The sequence below is a fragment of the Fibrobacterota bacterium genome (assembly GCA_019509785.1).
GTDB lineage: Bacteria > Fibrobacterota > Fibrobacteria > UBA11236 > UBA11236 > Chersky-265.
The window spans coordinates 53,382-78,780 of sequence record JAEKLQ010000059.1; the positions used below are offsets into that span (position 1 = coordinate 53,382).

Sequence of the window (25,399 nt, forward strand, 5' to 3'; positions counted from 1 at the left end):
GAGCCGACGACCTTCCTACCTTTGGGCCATGCATTCCCGGGCGTCCCTTCCGCTTTATCTCGCATGCGCCGCCGCCGCCGTCTGGATCGGCGCCTGCTTATGGTTCCCCCTGACCGATACGGATATCTGGTGGCATCTGGCGGCGGCCAAATGGATGTGGGCCCACAAGGCTTTCTTGAGGAGCGATCCTTTCAGCCAATCCTCCTTAGGCGCGCCTTGGACGGATTTGCATTGGGGATTCCAGGTTCTCGCCTCCGCGCTTTGGAAGGCGGGCGGGGCCTTCGCTTTGATCGCCGGGAAATGCCTGGCGGTGATCGGGGCCGTCGCTTTCGTTCTGCGGCCCCATCTCGATCGCCGTACCTGGCCCTGGCTATTGCCCCTGGCCGCCGCGGGAGCCTATCTGGTCCGCTTCTACCTGGACGTGCGTCCGTTGGCTATCACCCTCTTGGGTCTTGGAATCCAATACGCCGTGGTGATGGCCTATTTGCGCGGTCGTTGGCGGCGCCCTTACCTGGTCTTGATCCCGGTTCAGATCGCCATGGCCAATGTGCAGGGCCTTTACCCGTTGGGATTGATCCTGGTGGGATGCTTGTTGTCCGGCGAATTCCTGGCGCGCCGCAGCGCGCGAATCGCGCCGGCTTTTCCGGACGACTTCCGGCCGGGAGGAAGGGGCGCGGGCAGTGACGGAGCCGGGCTGGTTCCCTTGCGGCCTTTGGCATGGGCATTGGTCCTCATGCTCGCGTCCGGATTCGCAACGCCCTATGGCTGGGACGGATTCCGTTTGCCTCTGGCCCTCTTCGCGCGCATCACGCCCGAGGCTTCCAACATCTTCTCCCGGGAGATCGCCGAGAACCTGCCCTTCCCGAGCTTGTTCCATACCGACCCCGCCCTGGCGACGGCTTGCCTGGCTTGGGCCGCCGTCGTGACTTGGACCTTCCTCGGGATCCGGCTTTCGGCGGGAACCTTGTTTCTCTGGGCGGCTTTCGGGGGCTTGGGTCTTATGGCGCAGCGGAACCTGCCCTTGGCCTTCCTGGCCGGGCTGATGGCGTCCGGACGTAACCTGGACGTTTCCTTAAGGGAAAAGGACTGCGATCCGGAGGCCGGCAAAGCCGGTAGGCGGCGGCGTTTGGCTTGGGCGGGCGCGGCGGCCCTGCTGGCCGTGGCCGTGGCCTTCGGGCCCCGCTTGCGGGCGGCCTGGGCCTATGAATTACCAGGTTCATTGGTTACACCATTCCGCGTTCCTTCGGCGGCCGTGGACCTGCTGGCGGCGCATCCGCTTCCGGGACCCATCCTCAATGAGCTGCGCTTCGGCGGCTACCTCGAATACCGCCTCTACCCCGAGCCCGCCTTCGTGGACGGGCGCATGATCCTGCGCTCGGCGGATTTCTACCGGGACTTCCTCGCCGCCGCGGATGATCCGGAAAAGTTCCCGGAGTACCGCGCGCGTTACGGGTTCACCCATGCCTTGCTCCCCATCGCCGAGGACGCCCGTTTCCTGCCCCTGGCGGCCTTCCTGTTGCGCTCCGGTTGGGATCTGATCTATTGCGATGGGGCCTCGGCCCTGCTTGCCGATCCCGCGCTCCGGGCCGGCGGCATGGCCTTGGATTCGTTACTGCCGGACCATCCGCTCGCCGTCGCATTGCGGACGCGGTTCGCCGCCAACCCGCGACTGCTGGGCTTGGCGACCGTGTACGCCGAAGCCTTTTTGCGCGCGGCCGGGAAGGAACGCGCGGCGTCCGATCTCGACGGCACCCTCGCATCCCCCCCAAGATTTTGAGCCATGTCCTCCCTTGACAATCGAGCGCGAATGGATATACTTGGGAACATGTCGCACCCGTCCACCCGAGCCCAAATGACCATTTCTTGGTCCCTAGCCTGCGCCAAACGCTGGCAGGTTAAGCGTATTTGGGGCGCGGGGAGCGGGCACAGCGGCTGATCGTCTAAACAAACGACCGGACCGTCCAGATAAGCCCGCTCCTCCCAGAGCGGGTTTTTTGCGTTTGGGCGATTTCCGGGAGAAAGGCAAATATGGCCTCGCGGCCCGATTTGAATAAGAACATCCGGAAGGGATTGGCGGTGGCGGTAACGGCATCGGCGCTCTTCTCGGCGAAATCCGTTTTCCACAAGCTGTGCTTCCGTTATGGAACGCCGCCCGTGGTGCTGCAAACCCTGCGGGCGTTGTTCTCCCTGCCGTTCTTCGTCTGGCCCTTCGTCGCCCGGCGCTTCGCCGCCAACTTCATCGCCCGGCGCGCCGCCGCACGGAGCCCCGCCGCCCCCTTCGAGGGCAAGCGGCCTGTCGCGGCCCCAACCTTCGCGGCCAAGGATGTCCTGATCCTGGCGGTGCTGGGCTTGACCGGCTTCTACGTGGCGAGCCTGTTGGATATGCTGGGGTTGCAATACGTATCGGCGGGCACGGAAAGGCTGATCCTGTACGTGTATCCCACTCTCGTGATCCTGTTCTCGGCCTTCATTTTCCGCAAAGCCATTCCGCGGGCCCTCTACGCGCCTTTGGCCTTGTCCTACCTGGGGATAGCCGTTTCCTTCGGGGGGGAAGCGAAAATGGGCGGGAGCCGGTCCTTTTATGGCGGATGCCTGGTTTTCGGGAGCGCGATCTGCTATGCCCTTTTCATGGTCTTCCAAGGAAAGCTGGTGCACCGGTACGGCCCGCGTTTTTTCGCCGCCGGTTGCATGCTCTTCTCCTTCGCCGGCTACTTCGTCCACTTCCTGATTTGCTATCCGCTCTCGGCCTTGGCGCAGCCGCGCCCGGTGTTGTGGATCGCCGCCTTCACGGCGGTGTTCTGCAACGTGGCCCCGACCTATCTGACATCCTACGCCATAAAGCTGGCGGGATCGGGACCGACATCGGTGGCGGGCACGGTGGGACCCGTTTCGACCCTGGTGCTGTCGTCCTGGCTGCTGGGGGAGAAGGCCGGATGGCCGCAGATCGTGGGGCTGGCGCTGGTGGTAGCGGGGGCGTTACGCCTGTCCGCCGGGGGGAAAGGCGGGGGTCAAGGACCTTCCTCGCCGCCGGCGCCGGCCAAAGGCGCGTCCGGATCGGCGACAGGCGGCGGCAAGTTCGCGTCTTCCACGGCGCGGGGAACTCCGGCATCGGCGCCGGGTCGGCGGGCTTCGGCCATGGGGATTTCGGATTCGGCGCGGGCCGTCCCCGTTCCTCCGGAGCTTTCCGATCCGGCCGCGTCGGCAGCCGCCTTTCTGGCGTCGACGAAAGGCGGAGGCTCTATGGTTTGGGGCCGAGGCAACAGCCATTCGCGCAGCGCATAGCCGGCCCAAGCCCCTACCGCGCCCATGAGGCCGGCCACCGCGCCGGTGGCGGCGATCGCCCCCAGCGGCCCGGGCAAGTGGAAGAGGGGAGCGACGCGATGGGAGAGGATGTGGTGGTTGCGGAAGTCCTGCCAGGCCGCCGAGCCGGCCCAGGCCGCCGCCGCTCCCAGAAAGCCGGATAGCGCGGCGATGCCCGCGCGGCGCGGCAGCCAGGCCCCGATGGCGCACGCCGCCAAGGCCGGCCACCACCAAGGAAAGATGTAGCCACCCAGCCAACAAACGCCGAACAGGAGCAAACCCGCCACTCAGCGCCCCCTCAATTGCAAGCGATAATCGGCTTCCTGCCCGGCGACGCCGGGATCGGAAAAGAAGGATAAGGGATAATGCCTACCCGTGGCCCAATCCGCCACGAACTCGGCGTAATGGGGGGAGCCGGGATTGCCCGATTGCCCGCCGGGATAGATGCCGTAACCGGTGGGTTGCCCCGAGAGGTCCACCACCATCCGCCAAGAAGGGCCATGCACGCCCTTCAACGAGTTGACGCAATCGGCGCAGCCTCCCGCACGTATTCCCAGGGCCCCGAAGGGGGCGATATGCGCCAGATGGTTGATCTCCACGGGCCGGTAGGCGGCCCAATCCGGCGGCCCGCCGGGCCGGTTGCGCAGGGATGCGCATGCGTCGCGGAAGGTGCGGAGGGCCAGGGAAGATAAGGTTTCATGGGCCGGGGTGGTGATGTCATCGAACCATTCCGCGTCCGGTTCCTCGAGGATCAACCTGCGGGTGCGATCCTTGGACGGCCATTGATAATGGGCCGAGTCGCCCCCGAATTCATCCGACCAGATCGCCTTATACAGCAACCGCCACCATTGATCGAAAACGGCGGCCGGCCGGCTTTCCGGCCGATGCCGGAAATCCCAGGCCGCGAGGGATTGACGGGCGGTGGAATCCTCACGGGAGAGCGGAGCCCGGGCGATGCGGGGAAGCAGGGCGGGAACCAGGTCCGCCGCGGTGAGATCGTACTCATCCTGCAACATGGCGAAGGCCCCGCCGACGGTGAGGGACTCAGCCTCGGCCGCCAAGGCGGCCACGCGGCGGGCCCGGGGGCCGTCGAGATAGCCGGCGCCCAGGTAGAAAGGGTAGGTGGAATCGGCGGGACTCTGGTTCGCCGAAGCCAGCCAGCCTTGGGCCGGGTTGCGCGCGGCCGGTTCGTACCTGCGGGGCAGCCAACCCGACCAATCGTTGCCCGGCTGCGATCCGTCCAAGGTGAATCGCCCTTGGCCTTTCCATTTGCGCGGGAAGAGGCCATGATGGAAAAGGGCGATGTCCCCGTCCACCGACGCGAAGGCGAAGTTCTGGGACGGGCAATGGTAGGGGTCCAAGGCCGCCGCGAAATCGGCATAGTCCCTCGCCCGCATGATGTCGATGAAGGCGCGCAGTTCGTTGGAAGGATCCAGGGCCAGCCAATGCAGGGCATGCAGGGCGGGCGTATTGCGGGTGAAAGGCTTTTCCTGATCCTTCAGCACCACCGGCCCCTGATGCGTATATACGATGGTATCCAGCACGGTCGCGCCGCCCCGCACCTTGATGGCTTCCACCTCCTTGCGGGTCGGCTTCCAATTCCCTCCGTACTGGTATTCGGAAAGGGAGGCATCCTTGAACGTCACCCGGTACCAATCCAGTACGTCGTCCCCGCCGTTGGTCACGCCCCAGGCGATCTTCCGGTTGAAACCGATGATGACGGCGGGCGAGCCCGGAAGCGAGGCTCCGTAAACGCCCAGGCCCGGCGCCGAAAGCTGGATCTCGTACCAGATGGACGGCAAGCTGAGTTCGAGATGGGGATCGTTGGCGAGCAGGGGATGGCCGCTGGCGGTATGCGCGCTGGAGATCACGAAATTGTTGCTGCCATTGCCCGGATCGGGACTCCGTTCGGGGACCGAGGGGGACGCCGTATCCTTTCCGTCGACGCCGAAGGGCAGTAAGGTCGGGGGCAAGGGACGTGCGCCCAGCCCGGCAGGGGCCGGTGGCGGCGCCGGCGCGGCGGTATCCCATGCCGTCCCGGGAGGGATCACGGGAGGCGTTTCCGGATGCCTCAGCGGGAAGAAGCGCGCGGTGAAATCCCGTCCCATCCGGGCCAGGGTATTGGACATCGGCACTTCGTCGCCGCCGCCCGACAAGGTCCATTGCATGTTCTTGAGCATCAAGGCCGTGTAGAGGGAACTCCATTTCCCGGGAGCATAGTCGAGCAATTTGTACTCGATCGGGTAATCCTTGGGGTCGAGCCCGGCGATCCACGCGTTGACGCCTTCGGCATAGGCGCGCACGGCCGTCGCGGTCTCTTCGTCGCGCAGCATCACCTCCAGGGATCGCGCGGCCGCCTGCGGGATGCCGAGGCGGCGCTGGAAGCGATCATGCTCGATGAGGTTCGGGCCCAGCACTTCAGCCAACCGTCCCGCGCCGGCCAGCGACTGGATTTCCATTTGCCAAAGGCGGTCTCGGGCGGTGACGAAACCCTGGGCGAAGAACGCATCGTGCGGGTTCTGCGCGAAGATGTGCGGCACCCGGCGTTTATCGAACACCACCGTGACCGGTTCGGCCAATCCCGGCAGGCTCAATTTCTCATCACTCGCGCGCAGGCTTTCGGCATTGCGCCAAAACCCGCCGAAGGGGCTGAAGAAGCGCGCTATGGGGGGCACGGGGCCGAGGCGGGAGTCGAGTAGGATGCAAACCAGGACCATCAGGCCGAGCCGCAAGGCCGGGCGAACCCAGCCGGCGCCCGGGGACGGGGCCCGCGGAGAACCGGGAATCATGGCGTGGAAAGGTAGGATCTATTGCGAAAGGTCGGATCTATTTCTTGCGGAGGCGCGCGAGCTCTTCCGATCGCTTCTCGGCGAAGCGGCAACGCTTATCCTCGGCTTCGGCGTTGCAATCCGCGAAGCGGCTGAACCGATCCCAGGCCGAGACGGCCGCGTCGAGGTTCTCCGGCTTCTGCTCGATATAGGTGTACTGCCCGTCCAACGCATTGGCGTAGGCGTACAGCGCGTCCTTCTGGAAATCGTGCGGATTGAACCAATTGGAATTGCGCAGCACCGTGGTCTTGGTGGAATTGAAATACGCCTCCAGGCGTTCCTTCGCTTCCATGTACAAGGCTTGCCCGTAATAAAGCTGGCCCAGGTAGGCGTCGATGGCGGGATCGTCGTAATCGCGGCGCAGCCCTTCGAGCACCGAGCGGGCCTTGGTCAATTGATCCTTATGCCGGAAGTAGATGGCCGCGCTGCGCAGGCGCGCCTCGAGATAGGCGTCGTGATCGCCGCCCTTGTCCGGCGGGGGCACCAGTTCGTAGGCGGCGAGGGCCCCGCTGTAATCCTTCGCCATCTCCGCTTCCAGGCCCTTGCCCAGGATGGTGGAGAAATAGGAGCGGAGTTCGGGCGAAGCCGAAAAGCCGTGCATGAACCGCCAGCCGCGCCAGAAGGTGTAACCGGACAAAGCCAGGGCGACCAGGGAGGCGCACAGGGCCACGGTGGGGTAGGCGCGTTTCCACGAGAACGGGATGCGGGCCGTGCCGCCGCTGCCCCAGCTCCGGAAAGCCCGCAAGGAGATCTGCAAGGTCTCCTGGATCTCCGCCGCCGTGGCGGGACGATGATCGGGATCCTTGGAGAGCAGCTTCTCGACCAGCTCTTCGGTCAGCGGGGAGATGGCCGAGCGTAGCTTGCGCACGCGCTCGAATTTGCAATCGTCGATCTTCCACAGCAGGGATGCCAGGTTGTCGGCCTCGAAGGGCCGGCGCCCGGTGCACAACTCGTACAGGAGCACCCCGAGGGAAAAGAAATCGCTGCGCGCGTCCAGGGCGTCCCCATTGATCTGCTCGGGGGACATGTAATGGGGCGTGCCCACCACGGTGCCCTGCATGGTGCGCGTATTCACGCTCATGGGCTTGGCCGCGCCGAAGTCCATCAGCTTCACCGTGCCCGTGGTGGTGATCATGATGTTCTCGGGCTTGATGTCCCGGTGCAAGATCCCCTTGATGGTCTCGCCCTCCGAGGTCTTGATCGGCACGTTATGGGCGTAGTCAAGAGCGCCGGCGATTTGCGATGCGATCCCCAGGATATCCGTTTCCCGGAGGCGCACGTGGTTGCCGAGATAGGTCCGCAGGGATTGCCCTTCCACGTATTCCATCTCGATATAGAACTGCCGGGCGATTTCGCCGGTATCGAAGACGCGCAGGATGTTGGGATGATCCAGTCGGGCGGTGAGTTGGGCTTCCTGCTTGAAGCGTTCGAAATTATCCGCGTCCTCGGCCAGGGCGGGCCGCAGGATCTTGATGACGCGATCCAGCCCGAAGTTCACGTTATGCGCGCGGTAGATGAGGGCGCTGCCGCCCTCGTTGATCTTCTCCAGGATCTTGCAATTGCCCACCATGCGCCCGAGGAAGGGATCGCCCGAGAATGGATCGACGGGAACCCCGTCCGCGAACAGGGACGGATCCGCCTGGGGCATTTGGCCCGTGGCCGGTTCGGCCTGGACGGGGATCTGCTGGGACGGGGAAATCGGAAGGATGGCCTGGGACCCGGTCGCGAAGAGCCGGTCCGGATAGGCCGGTCCCACTTCGGCTTGGCCGGGCTTGGTCGCGCCTTTGCCCAAGGCGCGGGTCTTCATGGTGGTTATGTCCTGGTCCTGATCCATGGTCCGCTTAAACTTAGTCAAGTTTCCGGACCCCTGGATCGGCCGCCGGAACCGGCCGGGCGGGGGCATCTGTTTCGGTAGACTTCCTATTTTGGGATCGGCGGGCCTCTCTCGGGAAGGCGGGTTCGCGGGAAGACGAAAGAGCCGGGCAGGTTGCATCCTTGGACGGAAATACGGAAAGCGCAGGCGGAAATTTGATCCTGGTAACGGGTGGCGCGGGAACCATGGGGCTGCGGCTGACCCGGGCCCTGATGGCCGAAGGGCATGCGGTGCGCGCCCTATGCCTGCCGGGGGATCCCGCCGCCGCGAAGGTCCGGGCCCTAGGGGCGGAGGCCGCTTTCGGCGACATTACCGACCTGGCTTCCTTGGGCCGGGCCCTGGCGGGCGTCCGCATCGTCTTCCATTTGGCCGCCGTTCTCTTGAGCCCCGGGCGGCCCGAAGTCTTCCGTCAGGTCAACGCCTACGGCACGCGGAATCTGGTCGCCGCGGCCGAGAGCGCTGGCGTTTCGCATTTCATCTACGTCTCCTCGATTTCAGTCGCCTATCCGCGCGGCAACGCCTACGCGCGCTCGAAGGCGCATGGCGAGGCGTACGTGAAAGCCTCGCGGCTGGACTGGACCATAGTGCGCCCCACCTTGGCATATGAGGACGGGGGAGCGGCCGAGTTCATGGCCTTCCTCGCCCACGTGCGGCGCGGCCGATCGGTATGGCTGCCGGCGGGCGGGCGGGCGCGCAAGAATCCCGTGCACGTGGAGGATCTCGCCGCCGGCTTCGCGGCCCTTCCCGGCAATGCCGTCGCTTACGGGAAAACCTACGTGTTTTCGGGAGACGAGTCATTGACCTTGCGCGAGATGGCCGAACTGCTCTTGGCCCGGATGGGAAGCCCCAAGCCGGTGCGCGGCTTGCCAGCCTGGTTATGCCTGGCCGCCGTGGGTTCGGCATGGTTGCTTTCGCTTGCGACGCGTCGGCCGCCCTTCTTCACCTGGCAAACCTATACCGGCCTGATCCAGGATGCGGACTTCCCGCCTGATCAGGCCCGGGCCGAACTGGGCTATGCGCCGCGCCCTTTCCGCGCGGGAGTTGCCACCCTGGCCTCGCTGCGCGATCCTTCGAGGGCCAAATGAGCTCGAGGACGACATGACGGGTCCTGCCTTGGGTATTTTCATCCCCGCGTACAATGCCGCCGGGACCTTGCCCGCGGTGATCGATCGGATCCCGAAGGATCTCTGGGCCGATATCGGGACCGTGACGGTGATCAACGACGGAAGCAGGGACGATACCGCTGCGGTGATGGAGCGGTTATGCGCCCGTTATCCCAAGCTGCGCTTGCACAATTTCGATCGCAACCAGGGCTACGGCATGGCGGTGCGCCGCGGGCTGGGGTTTTGCCGCGAGAGCGGCTGCGAATATTCCGCCTGCCTGCATGCCGACGGCCAATATCCACCCGAAAAATTGGTCCTTTTTCTGTCCCATATGCGGCGCCAGCGCGTGGACGTGCTGCAAGGCAGCCGGCACAAGGACGGGACCGCGCGGGCCGGGGGCATGCCGCGCTATAAGATCGCGGCGGGCAAGACCCTCACCTGGATGGAAAACCGCTGCTTCGGCCTGGACCTGAGCGACTACCATTCCGGTTTCCTCATGTACAGCCGGCGGGCCCTGCGTTCTATCCCCTTCGAGAGGCTAAGCCTTTACTTCGATTTCGATCTGGAAGTGATCGCTTCGGCGCGGGCCTTGGGACTGCGCATCGATGAATTGCCCATCCCCACGCGCTATGCCGGCGAGAAATCGTATCTCAATCCGGTGCGATACGGGTTCCGCGTGCTGAGGGTGATGGCCAGGTATCGGCTGGGAAAATACGCCGAAGCCGCCGGCGCTTCCCGGGCTTGACTCTTACCTTAGGTCCCACTGGATAATATCCCATGAAACCTCCCCCCATTCCCGCGGCCTTGTGCGGTAACCACGCTTGGCAACTCGATCGCGTTTACGGGCGCGGCCGCAAGGCCGAACTCGCGGCCGAGACCCTCTTGTTCCCCGAGTACGTGACCACCGCCGATTTCCCGCGCCAGGCGCAAAGCCTGGGCGGCGTGCAGGTCGCGTTTTCGACCTGGGGCATGAACGAGGAATTGGCGCGCATGCTGGCCGGCCTGCCCGACCTGAAAGCCTTCTTCTACGCCGCGGGATCCGTGCGCGCCTTCGCCAAGCCATTATTGGACCGGGGAATCATGGTGGTGAGCGCTTGGGCCGCCAATGCCGTACCGGTTTCGCAGTTCGCCCTGGCCCAGATCCTGCTTTCCCTCAAGGGTTATTTCCGCAACGCGCGCGAGGCCCGCAAGCCCGCCCATCGCGGACGCCTATTGGAAACCGATGCACCCGGCGTGATGGGGGAGACAGTCGCCTTGCTGGGCTGCGGCATGGTGGGCAAGGCCGTAGCGGGCCTGTTACGTCCCTTCCGCGTGGACGTGCTGGCGTACGACCCGTACCTCTCCGAGGGCGACGTCGCGATCTTGGGCGTGCGCCCGGCCGGCCTGGAGGAATGCTTCGCCAAAGCCTACGTTGTCAGCAACCACCTTCCCGATCTTCCCGCCACGCGCGGGCTATTGGCCCGCCCCCTCTTCGCTTCCATGCGGACGGGAGCTACCTTCATCAATACCGGCCGCGGCGCCACCGTGGACGAAGCCGGCCTGGCTTCCGTCCTGGCCGCCCGCCCCGATCTGACCGCCCTTCTCGATGTGACCGATCCCGAGCCGCCCCCCGCCGATTCGCCCTGGCATGCCCTCGAGAACGCCAATCTCACTTCCCACATCGCGGGCTCCAACGGCAACGAGGTCGTGCGCATGGCCGACTATTGCCTGGAGGAATTCCGGGCCTGGCGCGCGGGCCGGCCCCTGCGTTTTCGGGTCACCCGGGAGATGCTGGCGAAAATGGCGTGAGTGAGGACGGAATGATCGTATTGGACGGTTCGCTTGGAGAGGGTGGTGGCCAAATCCTCCGTTCCGCCCTGGCCCTTTCCTTGGCCACCGGAAAGCCCTTCCGCATCCATCGCATCCGCGCCGGCCGGAAGAAGCCGGGCCTGATGCGCCAGCATCTGACCTGCGTGAGGGCCGCGGCCCGGATCAGTTCGGCCAAAGTCACGGGGGCCGAAATCGGATCCCTAGCGCTGGATTTCCGTCCCGGCCCCATGCTTCCGGGCAAGTACGAGTTTTCCGTGGGCAGCGCGGGCAGCTCCACCCTGGTCTTCCAAACCTTGCTGCCGGCCATTATAACCACGGGCCGGTCCTTTGAGTTCAGCTTGGAAGGCGGAACCCATAATCCTGCCGCGCCTAGCCTCGACTTCCTGGAGCGTGTCTACCTTTCCAACCTCAAGGTTATGGGCGTAGAAACCTCCATCGCGGTCACGCGCCGCGGTTTTTTCCCCGCCGGGGGCGGCAAATGGACCGTCGCGGTCCATCCGGCCGAAGCCCTCAAGCCATTGAACCTTCCCGAGCGCGGGCGCCTGTTGGGGCAAACCGCCAAAATGCTCTGGAACAGGATTCCGCTCCAGGAGCCGGAGCGCATGCGCGCGCATATGTCGGAGAAACATGGTTGGAGACAGTCCGATATCGAAACCGAAGCGGCCGTTGATTCGCCCGGACCGGCCAACGTGGTGATGGCGGAGTTGCGCTATGAACATATCACGGAGATGATTACGGCGTTCAATCCCTTCGGAGCTTCCCCGGAAGCGGTATGCGATGGTTTGATGGCGGATGTGCGCCTATACCGGGACAGCGGGGCGGCGGTCGGGAGGCGGCTGGCGGATCAGCTCCTATTGCCTATGGCTTTAGGTGCGGGAGGGATGTTCCGCACCATGCCGCTGAGCTCGCATAGCCTGACCAACATCGAGACGATCGGGAAATTTCTGGAGCGGAAGATTGAAGTCCGGAACCTGGAAGGCGGGTTGACGGAAATCCGGATCCCCTGAAGCCCGGCCCAGGGTCGCGCCGGGTGCTTTTGACCCTCGCTGGCCGCAGCCGGGCAACCCTTAGGTTAGGGGCTCTTAAATTCCGGACCGGCCCTACGGCAGCACCGCCACGTAATCCGGATGTACGATGTTCCACTCCGCATCGTACACGTGGATGCGTTTGGTCGGCGCCCATTCGAAGTTATCCTTGCGTTCCACCAAGGGCCCGCCCACGAAGCTCCACATCAGGATCCCGCCTTCCAGCACCTGGTATTTGATCCCCAGGGGAGCCAGCTTTTCCCCGTACTTCCCGCTGCGATAGCCGATGGTGCAATAGAGCACCAATCGCTTACCGGGAGGAATGCCATGTCGGAATTGGTCGGCGAACTGGTATGTATCGATGGCATGCGGGAGCATGGAGACCTTCCGCTCCGCCGGCTGCCGGACATCCACCAGGATCAGATTGGTATCGTCGATGATGGTTTTCAACTCGGCGGCCTTGATCCAGGGGCCTTGGATGTCCTTATTGGCCTTCAACATGGCCACTCGCAATTTCCCCTCCAGCTTCTCGGAGCGCGAGAGGGCCTGGGCTCCCGGCGCCGACGGCAAAGCCAAGGCCAGCAGCAGGGCTGAAAGGGAAATGCCTCTCGACATCGGCATCAGGGACGAAGCACTTTGAAGGCGTGCATCCAATCGTTGCGCACGAATCCCGGAATGCACCACAGGATGCACAGGGGCTCGATGGCGCGGGCGGCGACCGCCCCGCCCATGTCCTCGGTCTCCCAACCGAACTGCGTCAGGATGGTCCGGGCTTCTTCCTTCGCCCCGGCATCGTTCCCGCAGATGAACATCGACGGCGTAGCCGACAGCTTGGGATTGACCATCAACGTCGCGCCCACGCTGGAGAAGACTTTCACGAACTTCGCCCCCGGAGCCTGTCGTGAAGAACTGAACCATGCCGTCTTTCGGGGGCGCATCGGCGATGGGATTGGTCGCATCCAGCACCGTCTTGCCAATTAGCGCCGAACCGCATTGGGCCACCACGTCGTCCGCCGCGCCGCCTTTGACCGCCAGCACGATGATCTCGCCGAATCGGGCCGCTTCCGCGAAGGTTCCCGTCGCCGCCTTACCGCCCGACTTCTGCTTCCACTCGGCCAACTTGGCCGGTTCCCGCGATCCGCGCATTACGTCGTAGCCATGCTTGAGGAATCCATTGGCCAAGGTTTCGCCCACCATTCCCGATCCCAGCACTCCGATTTTCTTCATGTTCCGGCTCCTTCGCGAGAGAGCAACCAAATTAACCTTTGTCCAAGTCCGTTTCCAGCGTGGTTGATGGATAGCTAGTTTTCACTTCCATGAGCCCCAGGGGAGCGGGAAGACATATCAACAAGCCGGATCCGGATCGGGAAGAGGACATCTTCACGGCCGAGGGCGAAGCCGCCGCGGGCACGCCCGCCGAGGTCCAGCGCCGAAAGGATTCGCCTTTGGCCGCGCGCATGCGGCCGCGCACTCTCGACGAATTCATCGGGCAGGAACATATCCTGGGGCCGGGGCGGTTGCTGCGGCGCGCCATCCAGGCCGATCAACTCAGTTCCATCATCCTCTACGGGCCGCCGGGCACGGGCAAGACCACCTTGGCCCGCATCATCGCCAATACCACCAAGGCCCATTTCATCGCCATCAACGCGGTCTTGGCCGGCGTTAAGGACATCCGCGAGGCCATCGAGGCGGCCAAGGAGACGAGGGCCCTGAGCGGCCGCAAGACCATCCTTTTCGTCGACGAGGTGCATCGTTTCAACAAGGCCCAGCAGGACGCGTTGCTCCCGCACGTGGAGAACGGCACCCTGACCCTTATCGGGGCGACCACGGAAAATCCCTACTTCGAGGTCAACAAAGCCCTGGTCTCGCGCTCGCGCATCTTCCAGCTCCGTCCCCTGGGCGAAGCGGACGTAAGCGCCGTCATCCGCGCCGCCTTGGCCGATCCCGAACGCGGATTCGGGAAGCGCAGGGTGGAGATCGATCCGGAGGCCTTGGCCCATCTGGTGCGGGTCGCCTCGGGGGACGCGCGCAGCGCCCTCAACGCCTTGGAACTGGCGGTGGAAACCACCCCGGCAGGGGATGGGGGTATCATCCAGGTTACTTTGTCGGTGGCCGAGGAGAGCATCCAAAGGCGCGCCGTCCTCTACGACAAGGACGGCGACACCCATTACGACACCATATCCGCCTTCATCAAATCGGTGCGCGGCTCCGATGCCGATGCTTCCCTGTATTGGCTCGCCAAGATGGTATACGCCGGCGAGGACCCCCGTTTCCTGTTCCGCCGCATGCTCATCCTCGCCTCCGAGGACGTCGGCCTCGCCGATCCCAACGCCTTGGCCGTGGTCTCCGCCGCGGCCCAGGCCTTCGACTACGTGGGCCTCCCGGAAGGCCAATTCCATCTGGCCCAAGCCTGCCTATACCTGGCCTCCGCGCCCAAGAGCAACACCACCATGGCCTATTACGATGCGCTGGAATCGGTGCGCCAGGAGCAAGAGGACGAGGTCCCCGATCATCTGAAGGACGCCAGCCGCGACGGGGCCGACTTCGGGCATGGGCAAGGCTACCAGTATCCGCATGCCTTCCGCGATCATTGGGTCGCCCAGCAATACCTGCCGTCCTCCCTGCAGGGCAAGGTCTTCTACCAGCCCAGCGATTCCGGCTACGAGGCCGCCATCCGCGATCGCGTGGCGCGCAACCGCGAGGCGCAAATGGAAGCGGCGGAACGGGAGCGCCAGGAATCCGCGCCGCCGAAAGCCGGGTCCGGATCGGCCGCATCGTCCATGACCGCTCGATCGCGCAGCCCCAAGGCAGGTTCCTGGCTCGACCGGGCCGCGGCCCAAACCGGCGAGACCCTTAAAAAGGTCCGCGACGAAATCTTCCGGCTGGCCGCGGTAAAGCGCGACAGCCTGGTGCTCGATCTCGGCGGAGGCACGGGTTTTCTTACCTGGGAGGCTTGCCGCCGCGCACCGGCCGGGGGCGTGTGGTCCCGCTGCGAAGATGCGGCCCAACGCTCTACTATGGAAGAATGGGCCCGCCATCTGGAGGTGTTGGCGCGCCCAGAGCTGGTAACCGCGAGCCTGTCCGACCTGCCTAAAGCCCTGGCCGCCGTCGCCGAGCCTCCGCGCTTCGACGCTTGGGTCGGCCTGGAAATCCTTCGCTTACTTCCCGATCCGCAAGCGTGGCTCGCGGCCATGTCTCCCTTCGCGGCCCCGGGCGCCCGTCTGGTCTGGGCCGAGCCTAATCCCGGACGATCCCAAAGCTTAGGGGCCTATTTACCGCCCGCGCGCGTGGGCCCATCCTTGTCGGCCAAGCTCGTGGAGATAGAAACGGCCTGGCGGGCGCGCCTGCCGTCATCGCCCCTCGAAGCGGTGAAGTCGGCCTGGGCGGGGCCTGCGAACGCTTCCCTGGCCCAGCGGGACATCTCCGCATTACGGCATTTCACGCCATCCCAAATCCGTACCTGGTTCCCCGAAGCCGGCCGTCGCCCGGAAAGCCTGCTGGCCGCCTTCGCGCAGGCCTTGACCCCATCCGAAAAATCCCAAATCGAAGGCGCCCTCGCCGACGTTTTCCAAGGCTCGGGCGCGGAATGGCGGCAGGGATACGATTTTCTTATTATCGTTTTCCCGGAACGGCCGTAGATTCCGCCCAGGGAAATCGGGAAGGCGGAAAACGCCTTCCAGCCATTACCCTCCGAAAGGCCCGTTCATGCCCCGCACCTTGCCTGCCTCGAAATGGATCCAGACCGCGGGCCATTGGCTCGACAATTCCCTCCGCGGCGTGCGGCATCCCTTCTACGCCTCCTTCAAGGTCACGAACCGCTGCGCCTTCACCTGCTCATTTTGCAATATATGGAAAATGGACAAGCACGATCTCGATACCGAGACGCAGCTTAAAATCTTGCGCAACCTGGGGCGCTCCTCGGTTATCCTGGTCAGCTTCGAAGGCGGCGAACCCTTGTTGCGTAAGGACATTAAGATTTTGCTGGAGGAGGCCCGGCGGCAGCCCTTCTACGTGATGTTCACCACCAGCCAACGCAATCTGATTAAGTACCCCTGGAAGGAATACGCAAGCTTCATCGATTTCCTGGAGATCAGCATCGACGAAGGCCACGAGAACCTCGCCCTCTTCGATCAGCTCAAGGAGATGTGCGGTTTCGGGATGGACGTGACCGTGCAGACCGTGGTGCGCGACGAGGATCTATCCGTAATGGAAGAGAAGGTGAAGCTCAGCCGCGCCGCGGGGGCGCGCATCCTGCTCATGCCCGCGGTGGAGCTGGAAGAGGCCATCCATGCCTACCCGCCCTTCCAGAGGTTCGAGGCGGCGGTGAAGCTGCTCAAGAAGAAGTATCCCGCGACCATCATCACGCCCAACGGCTACTTCCGGCGCGTGCGCATGAAGCGCGGCGGCTGCCAACCCGACAGCCTGGTCATCAACGCCGACGGAACCTTGGCCTATCCCTGCCGTCCGCGCGAGGATCACGCCATCCGCATGGACCTGGTCGATCTGAAGACCTGGCTCAAGACGAGCGAAGCGGAGGAGGCCCGGGCCACTATGTCTTCTTGCGAGCGCCAATGCGGTTGGTACCAATACTTCGCGACCCCGGCCTTCAGCAGCCTGCGGGATCTGCCGGACGCGCTGCGGCCGTATTTCAACAGCTTTTTCGGACGGGGCTGAAGGGCTCCCCGCTTTAGCGCGGATTCGCCGAAGTCACCACCGGCCGCACCCGCGCCCGGGCGGGGGCCCACCGTAACGCGTCGGTGACGTGCCAGGCGTAATACCTCTTGCGGGCGGAGCTCATGGGCGAATCCTCGATCATCGCCAGGCAGGAATCCCGCAAGGTCTTCAGCGCGGCCAAGGCGGCCTTCGGCGGCTTCTCCCCGGGTTCCAGGCTGTCCTCCAGCGCGCGCTTGCTCCGCATGCCTTCGATGAATCCGGGATAGAAGGCGTAGTCGCGGAGGCCGAAGGACGTGTCGGGGGCGTAGCGGCGTTCCGGCGTCGGGTCCAGCAGGGTGTATTGCCAACGCACCAGGTTCCCGTAGCGGAGATTGGCGAAATCCGAGGAGCCGCAAGCCGTGATGCGGGCGGCCAGGACCGGGCGCGCATCCGGCGCGAAGAAGCTGTCCGGATGGAAGCAAATGTTCTCGTCGTTCTCCAGGAAGGCGTAATAGGAATTGCGCGGGTAGGCGGATTCCAGGCTGCGGAATATCTGCCGCTTCTCGCGGGCGAGTTCCTCATCGTACGGGGAAAGGAATTGGATCAGGAAAAGCTGGCTCGATACCGGCGTGTACTGGCCATGATAGGCGCTGACGCGCAAGGCTTCCAGGCCCGCCTTCATGGATACGCTGCGGCCGACGATCTTGAGGGTGGCGCGTACGAAGAGGGGCGCGTTGGCGGCGGTGCAATTGAAGATGCCCGTCCCCAGGTAGCTGTCCTTGAGGCGGGCATCCGCCGTGCGCGCCTTCTCCAGCAGCTTGAGCGCCTGGAATCCGTCGGACAGGGCCTGGCTCGGGTTCCCATGGATCTTCAAGGTGGCGGTGAAGCCCCGGATGCCGCCCAGGATCAGCAGATAGGTGGGATGGCCGGGCGTCCGCTTGAGCGCCTCCTGGCAGGCGTAACTTCCCTGTTCCGTCGCGCGGCGGATGGATTCCAGGAGGGCTTCCTCCTCGTCCCCGTCGGCGAAGTCCCCGTTCTGGTAACGCATGACGTCGATGGCCAGGGAGAGCAGTTGGGAAAGGGGCGGCAGGCTTTTGGCGGTTTCGAGATCGCGGAGGTCGGCGAGGGTCTTATGGGCGCGCTTGACCTTACCGGAGTAGGCTTGGACCAGGGCGGCATGCGCCAGTTCGCTTTGCTGGCCGGAGATGTCGGGATACAGGTCGTAGCCCGGGACCCCTTGGGGAGCGTCCGTTTCGGCGCGCGCGGCCTCCGCATCCCTGCCGGCTTTGGGCTGGTCAGGGGCGTCGGCCCGGAGCGGCGAGTGGATCAGGAAACAAGCGAGGATCGAGGCGGAATATAAAGAGGCGCGCATTTTGATTATTTTCAGGAGCAGGCGGAACGGGACGGCTTTTGTCGGATAAAGATAGCAATCATACGAAATATCCCTTCGCGGTGGTCCGCCTGCTGGGAGCCTGGCGGACCTTGTCCGCCAAGGGCCAGGCGGCTTTGGCGCACTTGCACCGGGCCGGCATGGATCAGAACCTCCGCTGGACGCGTAAATTCGCGGCCCGCCTGCTCCGCGTCCTGGTGCTGGCGGGGATGAGCTTTCCCGTCAACCAGATCCCGGTGCGGGCCAGCGCGCTTACCTACACGTCCATTCTATCATTCGTGCCTTTCGCGATCATCCTTTCTTCCGTGGCGGGACGGTTCGGTTACCTGGACATCCTTTCCCGGCTGATCATCTCGATGGCCGATTCGCTCAACCTCGATCTCAACCTGGATCCCATCCTGAACGTCATCGAGTACGCCCAGAAGATCGACTTCCAGCGTTTAGGCCTGTTCGGCAGCCTGGGGCTCCTCTTCGCCTTCTTCCTGTCCATGAGCAATATCGAACTGGCTTTCGATCATATCTGGGACATCCGCAAGGACCGGAACTGGTGGCGGCGCATCCGGGAATACACGCCCTTCCTATTGCTGCTCATCCTGATCGTGGTGGCCGCCGGTAACGTCCTGCTCAGGTACCGATCCTTCCTGACCGTCAAATTCTCGGGGGCGCCGATGTCGGGCCTGGTGCAGGAAACCGTGATCGTGTTGAGCACGGTGGCCGTGGTCGGGTTCCTTTGGCTGGCCCTGGTCCTGCTCTTCTACATCATCCCCAATACCCGCGTCCGCCTGTTCCCGGCCATGCTGGCCGCCACGCTTTCCACCGCGGCCATCTACGGGCTCACGCGCGCCCTGGTGCTGGCCCCCGGCCTCTTCCTGTCGCGCAACAATTTCATCTACGGATCGCTGGCGATTTTCCCTGTCGTCCTGTTGCTCATCTATCTCACCTGGACCATCGTATTGTACGGCGCCGCGGTTGGTTTCATCTACCAGCGCTTGTACCATGCCCGCGACAAGACCTCGGCGCCTTTGGCCAACGATAGCGAAGCCTTCCATCGCCTGGAGCGCGAGGTATTGGACGTGCTCAAAGCGGTCTATACGTTGTCGGGAAGCAATGCGGCGAATGGCCGGGTATCGGTGCCCATAGCCCTGCTGGCGAACGAATTGTGGGACGACGAGGCCAGCGTGGAGCGTCTCGCCGGACCTTTGGTGGACCTAGGGCTATTGGCCCGCCGACGCATCCGGAGCGGCGCGGTGTATGCGCCGCGCAAGCCCATGGAAGAAGTCGATCTGACCGGCATCCATTACTTGTTGCTGCGGCTCGATCCCAAGGGAACCGGCATGTTGGGTTCCCTCACGGCCTGGGACGAGTTGAAACATACCATGGGCGTTCTCTACTCTTCCGGTAAGCGGCATCCGCCCCTGTATCTCGGCACCGTACTGGCCCCGCGGGCCCCGCAGCGCGATTGATGGCGCAGCATTGGGGGGCCTGGACCTATCCGGTCCTGTTCCTGGCCGGAATCGCCGTCGCTTTCATCAATTCGGTTTCCGGCGGCGGCTCCACCTTGAGCTTGCCCTTGCTCATCTTCCTGGGGCTTCCCGCCGCGACCGCCAATGGGACCAATCGCTTGGGCATTTTGCTGGGATCGTTATCCTCCTTGTTGGCCTTCCGATCGCAGGGGATATTCCTTCCGCGCCTGGCCCTGCGCGTTGGCGGCCCGGCCATGGCGGGCGCATTGGCGGGCTCCCTCATCGCCGTGCGCCTTCCCGATCGGGTATTCAATCCCATCTTGGCTTGCGTGGTACTGTTCGTGGCCGCCATGACCTTCCGCGGCCACGGGGCGCAGGCGGACGGGGGCCAGGAGCCGGCCCTGCGCGGCGATGCTTTGGCATTGCTCGCCTACCTGGGCATCGGGTTCTACGGCGGCTTCATCCAGGCCGGTTCGGGCCTGATCATGATCTTCGCCTTCACTCGCCTCGGGAACCTGGACATCTTCCGGGCCAACGCCCTCAAGGTCTTCAACACCGTCTTGTTCATCTCGGTGTCCCTGGCTGCTTTCGCCGCCGCGGGCCGCATCGATTGGCCCATGGCCGCGGCTCTGGCCGCGGGCAACCTGTTGGGCGGATGGCTGGGCAGCGTAACCCAGCTCAGGCGCGGCGAGAAATGGGTGAATCGCTTCGTGCTTTGGAGCGGGGTCGGGGTGGCGGCCAAGCTCTTATGGGACAGTTGGTCCGCTTGGACGCGCTAGGAACGCGACTTGCCCTTCCGGCGGGTCCGTTCAGTAGCGCAAGGTGAGTTCGGTGCTCAAGGTCGGCGCCGACAGGGACTCGCCCGATTGGCTCTTCCAATCCTCCACCCACAGCCATCCTGCCGCCCCGCTCAGTTCCACGAAGCGCCGCCAACGCCAGGTGGCGCCGGCCGAAAGGGCGTTGCGAGTTTCCACCGTGCCGCCCAGGAATTCCTTGCGGGTCCCGTCCAGCGCATCATTGTGCCAGTCGAAAATCGAGGTGCCCCGATCCACGGCGTTCCGCTGCATGAAGGCGTAGTCCAGACGCAAATCGAGATCGGCCCCCAAAGCGTGCTCCCAAGCGGCCCGCAAGGCGTGGGAATCCGGGGGCAGGGAACTGCCGAGCAGGGCCCCGAAGTTCTGGAATTGCCGGCCTTGCTTGCGATGGGTGAACAGCCACGGTTCCACGCGGGCGTATTCGATTTGCAAAATCGATCCGGCCAGGGGGAAGCCGGCGATCTCCCCGCCCAAGGAGAACGCGTACTTGTCGCCCCAGAAATCCAGATCCCATCCGCTCCAATCGTCGAGGAAGAGCTCGCCGAAGACGCGGGCATGCCCGGGCAGCAGCACTTCGAGGTCGGCGCTGAGGGCGGAGTTGTCGCGATCCCCCAGCTCATGCTCGGCGTATTTCAGCGGCACCAGGGGGATGACGTAGGTCCAGTCGAGGGGCCGGCCCCCGGTCGCCACCATCTCCGAGAGGCCCAGCCCGATGCGATCGACGGGCCGCCATTCCAGGCGATGCGCGATCAGGTAGGCGAGCGAATCGCTCCAGAGCCCGGTGCGTTGGGCGATGACCTTGGTGTAGAGGAAGCGGCCCGCGCGCACGGAAAGGCGGGCCTGGGTCATGGGGGCGGCCTCGCCCGGGCGACGGTAACCGTCGCGGTACCTCCCGGGATTCGGGGTACCCAGGAAGCCCGCGGAATCGTTGGGCGGCAGGGAATCCTGGACCCAGAACCAAGGTTGCCTGGACAAGGTCGCGTGTTGCCAAAGGCCCGGTCCCCATTGGTTCCAGTCCGCCCCGAATTCGGCCCGCAAGTCGGGCTGCTCATAGCCGATCACAGTACGGAAGGCGTCGAAGGTACCCTCGGTGCGGGGCACGCCTTGTTTGCCGATGCGATCGGTATTGTAAGGCTGGCCCCGTTGGGGATCGTAGTTCTCGACGAAGCGTTCATGCAGGGAGCGCTCTTGCCCCGCGTTGGCGTAGGTCAGGAATTGCAGGTGCTCCTTGAAATCGCCTTCGGCCTTGGCGGTGAGAGTTCCGAAGCCATAGGTGCGGGCCTTGGGAAGGGAGTCCGCCACATACACCGCGCTGAAATCCTCGGCCCCGATCGCCACGCGGAAGGAGGAATCCCGGAAGCCCAGGCGATGGAAACGGCCATCGCGGTTTTCCAGGCCGCCGAACTCCTCGCGGAAGCCATCCAGCCGCCGGCGTTCCCAATCGGGAATTCCATCCGAACGCGCCGCTTCCTCAAGCAGGTTGGCCGCTTCGGATTTGGCGATGGGCAAGGTCGTGAGATGCCCGGGCGGGATGCGCCCCTCCAATTCCAGACGGCGCAGGAAGGGATAAACCGGGCTCGCGATATCGAGGGGGACGGCATGGGACAAGGGAACGGCCATGAATGCGGCCATGAAGAAGGCCAGGCGGAAAGTGGGAGCGCGCGCGGCAAAACGGAACATCCGCGAAAAGATAGTACCTTGGGGGGCCATGGAAACGCGTGCAACCAGGCGGTTCGCGTCGGCCTTACTCTGCATAGCGCGCTTACGGTTCTTCGCGCGCGCCGCCAGCGTGGCGCTTCTTCCCGTACTGACAGGCTGCCTCTTCGAAACCTCCACTCCCGATCCGCTTACGGCACATACGCTCGCCTACAGGCTGGAAGCGGGACCGGGCCATGCCTGCCGCATCTCCGTCCGCATCGATGCCTGGCCCCCGGGCGCACCCAAGCTATTCCAAGCGCCAGTCTATTACGCGGACAATCCCGTCCTTCCGGTTCCGGGCCTGCGCGCTTCCGATCTGGACGTACGCGATGCCTCGGGCCGGAAATTGGCGGCCCGCGATTCCGTCTCCGGGACGCCCGCGGACGGGAATTTGATACTCTTGCCGGAGGCGGCGCGCGTTTTCTCCTATGCCGTCGATTTGGCGCCTTCCGATCCGGATCGCTTCGGGCTTCCGGCCCCGGGGTTGGCCCCCGGCGTGGACGCCATCGATGGGGCTTATTTCTTCGTGCTTCCCGTGGTGGAAGAAGGGGTGGCGGCGCGCTGGCGCGCTCCCATGCGTCTGTCCCTGGACATCGCGGCTCCGGGCCGTTCCCTCGTCGGCAGCGATCCCCATCGCGACTTGGACGATCCCTATGAACTGATGTTCCTGCGGGCGGTTTTGGATCCCCTCCGCATGCTTACGGTTCCGATCCGCGGTCATCAATTAACGTTTTATGCCGCTTCCGACTCGGCTTTCGATATGCCTTTGCTCTCCGAAATATTCGCCAATTGCCTCGGCGCCGTGGAAGACAGCCTCATGCCCCTTACGGTTAGCAACTACTTCCTCGGGGAGTTCCCGACTTTCTCCGGGATCGAAGGCATACAAGGCTACTGGTTCAAGGCGGATGGCTACCAACTACCCCAGGTGCACACCCATGAATTGATCCACACCTTCGTCGGGATTTATCATGGTGATCTCGAAGATCCCTGGTGGAAAGAGGGCATGACGAATTACCTGGGCCTGCTGCTCCCCTTGCAGGTCGGCTTCATCAACGATTCGATCTTCGCCGCCACCGCGCTCGCCGATCTCGGCGGCAAGGCTGCCGTGCGCGACCTGCCCCTGTCTTCCCCCGCCATCCGCACCCGTCTCTTCCTCCCCCTCGATTCGGCCTGGACGGATCCGCAGGATCCCCTGGGCTTCCCGGACCTGGTGTACGGGAAAGGGGCGCAAGCCTCCATGATCCTCGACCGCTGGATCCTGGAGCATTCGGGGGGACGGAAATCGGTTTACGATTTGGTGCGCGCCCTGGTCCGCCTGCCTACCCCGGGCTTCACGCGGTCGCAATTCGTGGCGGCGACGGAATCGGTCGCGGGAGCCCCGGCCGAGTCCTTTCTGGCTTCCCTTCTTGATCAACCCGGGGCCTTTCCCCCGGACAGCTTGCGCGCGACCTATCTTGCCCTCAGGGCCATGGGCCGCTTCGGCCCGGGTGGCGGCAAGTCGCCGGTCCCGGGTATCGAGCCGCCCGCGGCTAAGCGCGGACCTCCAACCGTAACTGGCACGTTACCCTTAGGAGTCAAACTGTGAACGGTCTCGAGCAAGTGGAGCGCCTGAAGCGGAAGCATAGGCTGTGGGTCATCCTGAACGGTGTCCTCGGCGCGGGCCCGATCTTCGCGGCCATAAATAAGGTGCGCCCCATCCTTTCCGACGGGTATGGGGGCGACTTGCTCCCGACCCTTCTGCCCGAAGCCTTGGCGTCGCACTACAACGCGATCCTGGCGGGGCTCCTCGCCCTGCTCGTCCTCAGCGAACTGGCCCGTCGCCGGTTCTACCGCAAGCATCAGGCTGATCTCCAACTTTAACGTTCCCCGTCAGGGAGGAGGAAACCATGAAAATACACTACGGCTACCTGCTTCTGTTTTCGGCCATTGCGTTATGCCTCGCTACCGGCCTGGCCTACGCGGATTGCGCTTCGCCCGCCTTCACCACATCGGATCCGAACGGCGGTTGGAGCACCGGGGGCTATTACGTCCACAACAACATGTGGAACAGCGACGTTACCCTCGGGCCGGAAACCCTCACGGCCTGTTCCTACCATGATTGGTACGTGGTTTCGAACCAGACGAACGAGGCCGGGGCCGTCAAGACCTATCCCAACGTCCACAAGGACTACGACAAGACCCCGATCAGCTCCTTCAAATACCTTACCACCGCTTTCGCGGCGACCAGTCCCCATGTCGGCATCTACGATGTCGCCTACGACATCTGGCTCAACGGCGTGGCCACGGCCGGGTCCAACGAAATCATGATCTGGACCGAGAACTATAAGCAGGTTCCCGCCGGAACCAAAGCGGATACCATCACCCTAAGCGGGCATGCGTTCAACGTCTGGAAAACCAAAGACAATTCCTATATCGCATTCGTCCCCGTAACCGTAATGGCCTCCGGCACCATCGACCTGCTCGCGCTTTTCAATTGGACGGTAGGGAAGGGCTGGATCCCCTCCAGCTCGACCCTCGGCCAGATCTGCTTCGGAGTCGAAATCGTAAGCACCAACGGCGCCGACGCGAAATTCACCTTCTCGGACTTCTCCATCAATACAACCCCGTCGAACGGAATCGTCACGCAATCGCCCACCAAAGCGACCAAAACCACCATGGCCTTCGGGTACTACACCCTCACCGGAAAACGCATCCACGGACCGCGCAGACCGGACTCCATCAAACCGGATTAACCCCACCCCGACCGGACTTAATTAACCCCATTAGTTCCTCACCCCACGAACAGAACGCCCGCGATCTCCCAGGCGCGGGCAACAGCCATGACAAGCCACAGACAGGCCGAACCAAGCGCCCCCAATTCTCTCTCTACACGTTCGAACAACGTGGATGCCGAGGGGCCGCCGAGGTGAGCGAGTCTTATGGGGAGCGGTCGGACGGGCGGGTGCGGGGCTGCGTTCCGGCGAGTTGCAAGCGTCGCAGATTGAGGAAGGGAAAAGATCCCCGGAACAGAAAGCCCGCGCTCTTCAAATGCGCGGGCGACCCCTTCCTCAAGCTGCGGAACGACCGAGGCGTTCGATAGCGCCGCATCCGAGCCGGAACGCAGACCCGCCCCCGCCCAGACCCACCTCTATCTTAAGTCTCGTAGCACTTCATGATCCCCTCTTCCATCCACTTGTAATCCCCGTTCATCATGCACTTCGCGATCTTATTCGCCTGCCGATCGTCGTTATCCGACACCGCGGCGAACGCCGCATCGATGCGTCGGCGGGCTTCCTTGCAGAAGAAGCTCGCCAGATGGACGTAGTGGGGGTTCTTCGGGTCCTGCTCCGTGCGCAGCTTGGCCAGGGCGCAGGTGGAGGCCATCGCGAATAGCTCGGTCCCGATGTCAACGAAGCGGCCGAGCAGGGCCTGCTTGCGTTCCAGGGTATTCTGGTACATGCCC

Annotated in this window: 20 protein-coding genes and 1 pseudogene; 14 read left to right on the top strand and 7 right to left on the bottom strand. The window is 64.0% G+C overall.

What is annotated here, in order from left to right:
• Positions 1-28 precede the first annotated feature (28 nt).
• The 3 genes from JF616_17770 (at position 29) to JF616_17780 (ending at position 3,546) form a co-directional block, all read left to right on the top strand.
• Positions 29-1,777 (top strand): hypothetical protein, encoded by a 1,749-nt coding sequence (locus tag JF616_17770; GenBank protein ID MBW8889608.1) that lies wholly within the window; start codon positions 29-31, stop codon positions 1,775-1,777.
• A gap of 251 nt (positions 1,778-2,028) precedes the next feature.
• Positions 2,029-3,282, top strand: a complete 1,254-nt coding sequence (locus tag JF616_17775; GenBank protein ID MBW8889609.1) for a DMT family transporter — start codon at positions 2,029-2,031, stop codon at positions 3,280-3,282.
• A gap of 117 nt (positions 3,283-3,399) precedes the next feature.
• Positions 3,400-3,546, top strand: a complete 147-nt coding sequence (locus JF616_17780; GenBank protein ID MBW8889610.1) for a hypothetical protein — start codon at positions 3,400-3,402, stop codon at positions 3,544-3,546.
• Positions 3,547-3,587: 41 nt separating this feature from the next.
• Here the strand turns inward: JF616_17780 and JF616_17785 are convergent, their stop codons facing one another.
• Both JF616_17785 and JF616_17790 read right to left on the bottom strand, forming a co-directional pair.
• Positions 3,588-6,032, bottom strand: a complete 2,445-nt coding sequence (locus JF616_17785; GenBank protein ID MBW8889611.1) for a penicillin acylase family protein — start codon at positions 6,030-6,032, stop codon at positions 3,588-3,590.
• A gap of 94 nt (positions 6,033-6,126) precedes the next feature.
• The gene (locus JF616_17790; protein MBW8889612.1) at positions 6,127-7,983 is read right to left on the bottom strand and encodes a serine/threonine protein kinase; all 1,857 of its coding nucleotides are present in this window, start codon (positions 7,981-7,983) and stop codon (positions 6,127-6,129) included.
• Between the two features lie 173 nt (positions 7,984-8,156).
• On the opposite strand from JF616_17790, the gene JF616_17795 reads away from it, so the two are divergent.
• The 4 genes from JF616_17795 to JF616_17810 are packed head-to-tail and all read left to right on the top strand — an operon-like array spanning position 8,157 to position 11,920.
• Positions 8,157-9,086, top strand: a complete 930-nt coding sequence (locus tag JF616_17795; protein MBW8889613.1) for an NAD(P)H-binding protein — start codon at positions 8,157-8,159, stop codon at positions 9,084-9,086.
• 13 nt (positions 9,087-9,099) lie between these two features.
• A complete protein-coding gene (locus JF616_17800) occupies positions 9,100-9,849 on the top strand; it encodes a glycosyltransferase family 2 protein (GenBank protein MBW8889614.1) in 750 nt (249 codons plus the stop codon).
• A 32-nt stretch (positions 9,850-9,881) separates the two neighbouring features.
• Positions 9,882-10,892 (top strand): hydroxyacid dehydrogenase, encoded by a 1,011-nt coding sequence (locus tag JF616_17805; GenBank protein ID MBW8889615.1) that lies wholly within the window; start codon positions 9,882-9,884, stop codon positions 10,890-10,892.
• An 11-nt stretch (positions 10,893-10,903) separates the two neighbouring features.
• Positions 10,904-11,920 (top strand): RNA 3'-terminal phosphate cyclase, encoded by a 1,017-nt coding sequence (locus JF616_17810; protein MBW8889616.1) that lies wholly within the window; start codon positions 10,904-10,906, stop codon positions 11,918-11,920.
• A gap of 93 nt (positions 11,921-12,013) precedes the next feature.
• On the opposite strand, the gene JF616_17815 is transcribed toward JF616_17810, so the two are convergent.
• Both JF616_17815 and JF616_17820 read right to left on the bottom strand, forming a co-directional pair.
• Entirely contained in the window at positions 12,014-12,553 is a 540-nt protein-coding gene (locus JF616_17815) for a rhodanese-like domain-containing protein (protein MBW8889617.1), read from the bottom strand.
• A gap of 5 nt (positions 12,554-12,558) precedes the next feature.
• Positions 12,559-13,165, bottom strand: a pseudogene (locus JF616_17820) (NAD(P)-binding domain-containing protein).
• Between the two features lie 89 nt (positions 13,166-13,254).
• Here JF616_17820 and JF616_17825 point away from each other — a divergent pair.
• Positions 13,255-15,576, top strand: coding sequence for an AAA family ATPase (locus JF616_17825; protein MBW8889618.1), 2,322 nt, complete (start codon positions 13,255-13,257; stop codon positions 15,574-15,576).
• A gap of 67 nt (positions 15,577-15,643) precedes the next feature.
• Positions 15,644-16,612: a radical SAM protein gene (locus tag JF616_17830; GenBank protein ID MBW8889619.1), complete on the top strand. Its 969-nt coding sequence runs from the start codon at positions 15,644-15,646 to the stop codon at positions 16,610-16,612.
• A gap of 13 nt (positions 16,613-16,625) precedes the next feature.
• Here the strand turns inward: JF616_17830 and JF616_17835 are convergent, their stop codons facing one another.
• Complete coding sequence (locus tag JF616_17835; protein ID MBW8889620.1) at positions 16,626-17,963, bottom strand: hypothetical protein; 1,338 nt, start codon at positions 17,961-17,963, stop codon at positions 16,626-16,628.
• A 38-nt stretch (positions 17,964-18,001) separates the two neighbouring features.
• Between JF616_17835 and JF616_17840 the strand changes: the two genes are divergently transcribed.
• Positions 18,002-19,444 carry a YihY/virulence factor BrkB family protein gene (locus tag JF616_17840; protein MBW8889621.1) on the top strand — a complete coding sequence of 481 codons (1,443 nt, stop codon included), beginning with the start codon at positions 18,002-18,004 and terminating at the stop codon, positions 19,442-19,444.
• Complete coding sequence (locus tag JF616_17845; GenBank protein ID MBW8889622.1) at positions 19,444-20,223, top strand: sulfite exporter TauE/SafE family protein; 780 nt, start codon at positions 19,444-19,446, stop codon at positions 20,221-20,223. The genes JF616_17840 and JF616_17845 overlap by 1 nt, the downstream gene beginning before the upstream one ends.
• A 30-nt stretch (positions 20,224-20,253) precedes the next feature.
• On the opposite strand, the gene JF616_17850 is transcribed toward JF616_17845, so the two are convergent.
• Complete coding sequence (locus JF616_17850) at positions 20,254-21,939, bottom strand: hypothetical protein (GenBank protein MBW8889623.1); 1,686 nt, start codon at positions 21,937-21,939, stop codon at positions 20,254-20,256.
• Between the two features lie 28 nt (positions 21,940-21,967).
• On the opposite strand from JF616_17850, the gene JF616_17855 reads away from it, so the two are divergent.
• From JF616_17855 to JF616_17865, 3 genes are read left to right on the top strand one after another with little or no spacing between them, the layout of a single operon-like run.
• Complete coding sequence (locus JF616_17855) at positions 21,968-23,542, top strand: hypothetical protein (protein ID MBW8889624.1); 1,575 nt, start codon at positions 21,968-21,970, stop codon at positions 23,540-23,542.
• Positions 23,539-23,817, top strand: a complete 279-nt coding sequence (locus JF616_17860; protein MBW8889625.1) for a hypothetical protein — start codon at positions 23,539-23,541, stop codon at positions 23,815-23,817. The genes JF616_17855 and JF616_17860 overlap by 4 nt, the downstream gene beginning before the upstream one ends.
• Positions 23,818-23,843: 26 nt before the next feature.
• Positions 23,844-24,689, top strand: coding sequence for a hypothetical protein (locus tag JF616_17865; protein ID MBW8889626.1), 846 nt, complete (start codon positions 23,844-23,846; stop codon positions 24,687-24,689).
• A 400-nt stretch (positions 24,690-25,089) separates the two neighbouring features.
• On the opposite strand, the gene JF616_17870 is transcribed toward JF616_17865, so the two are convergent.
• On the bottom strand, positions 25,090-25,399 hold a 310-nt coding region (locus tag JF616_17870; protein ID MBW8889627.1), incomplete at its 5' end, for a DNA polymerase II.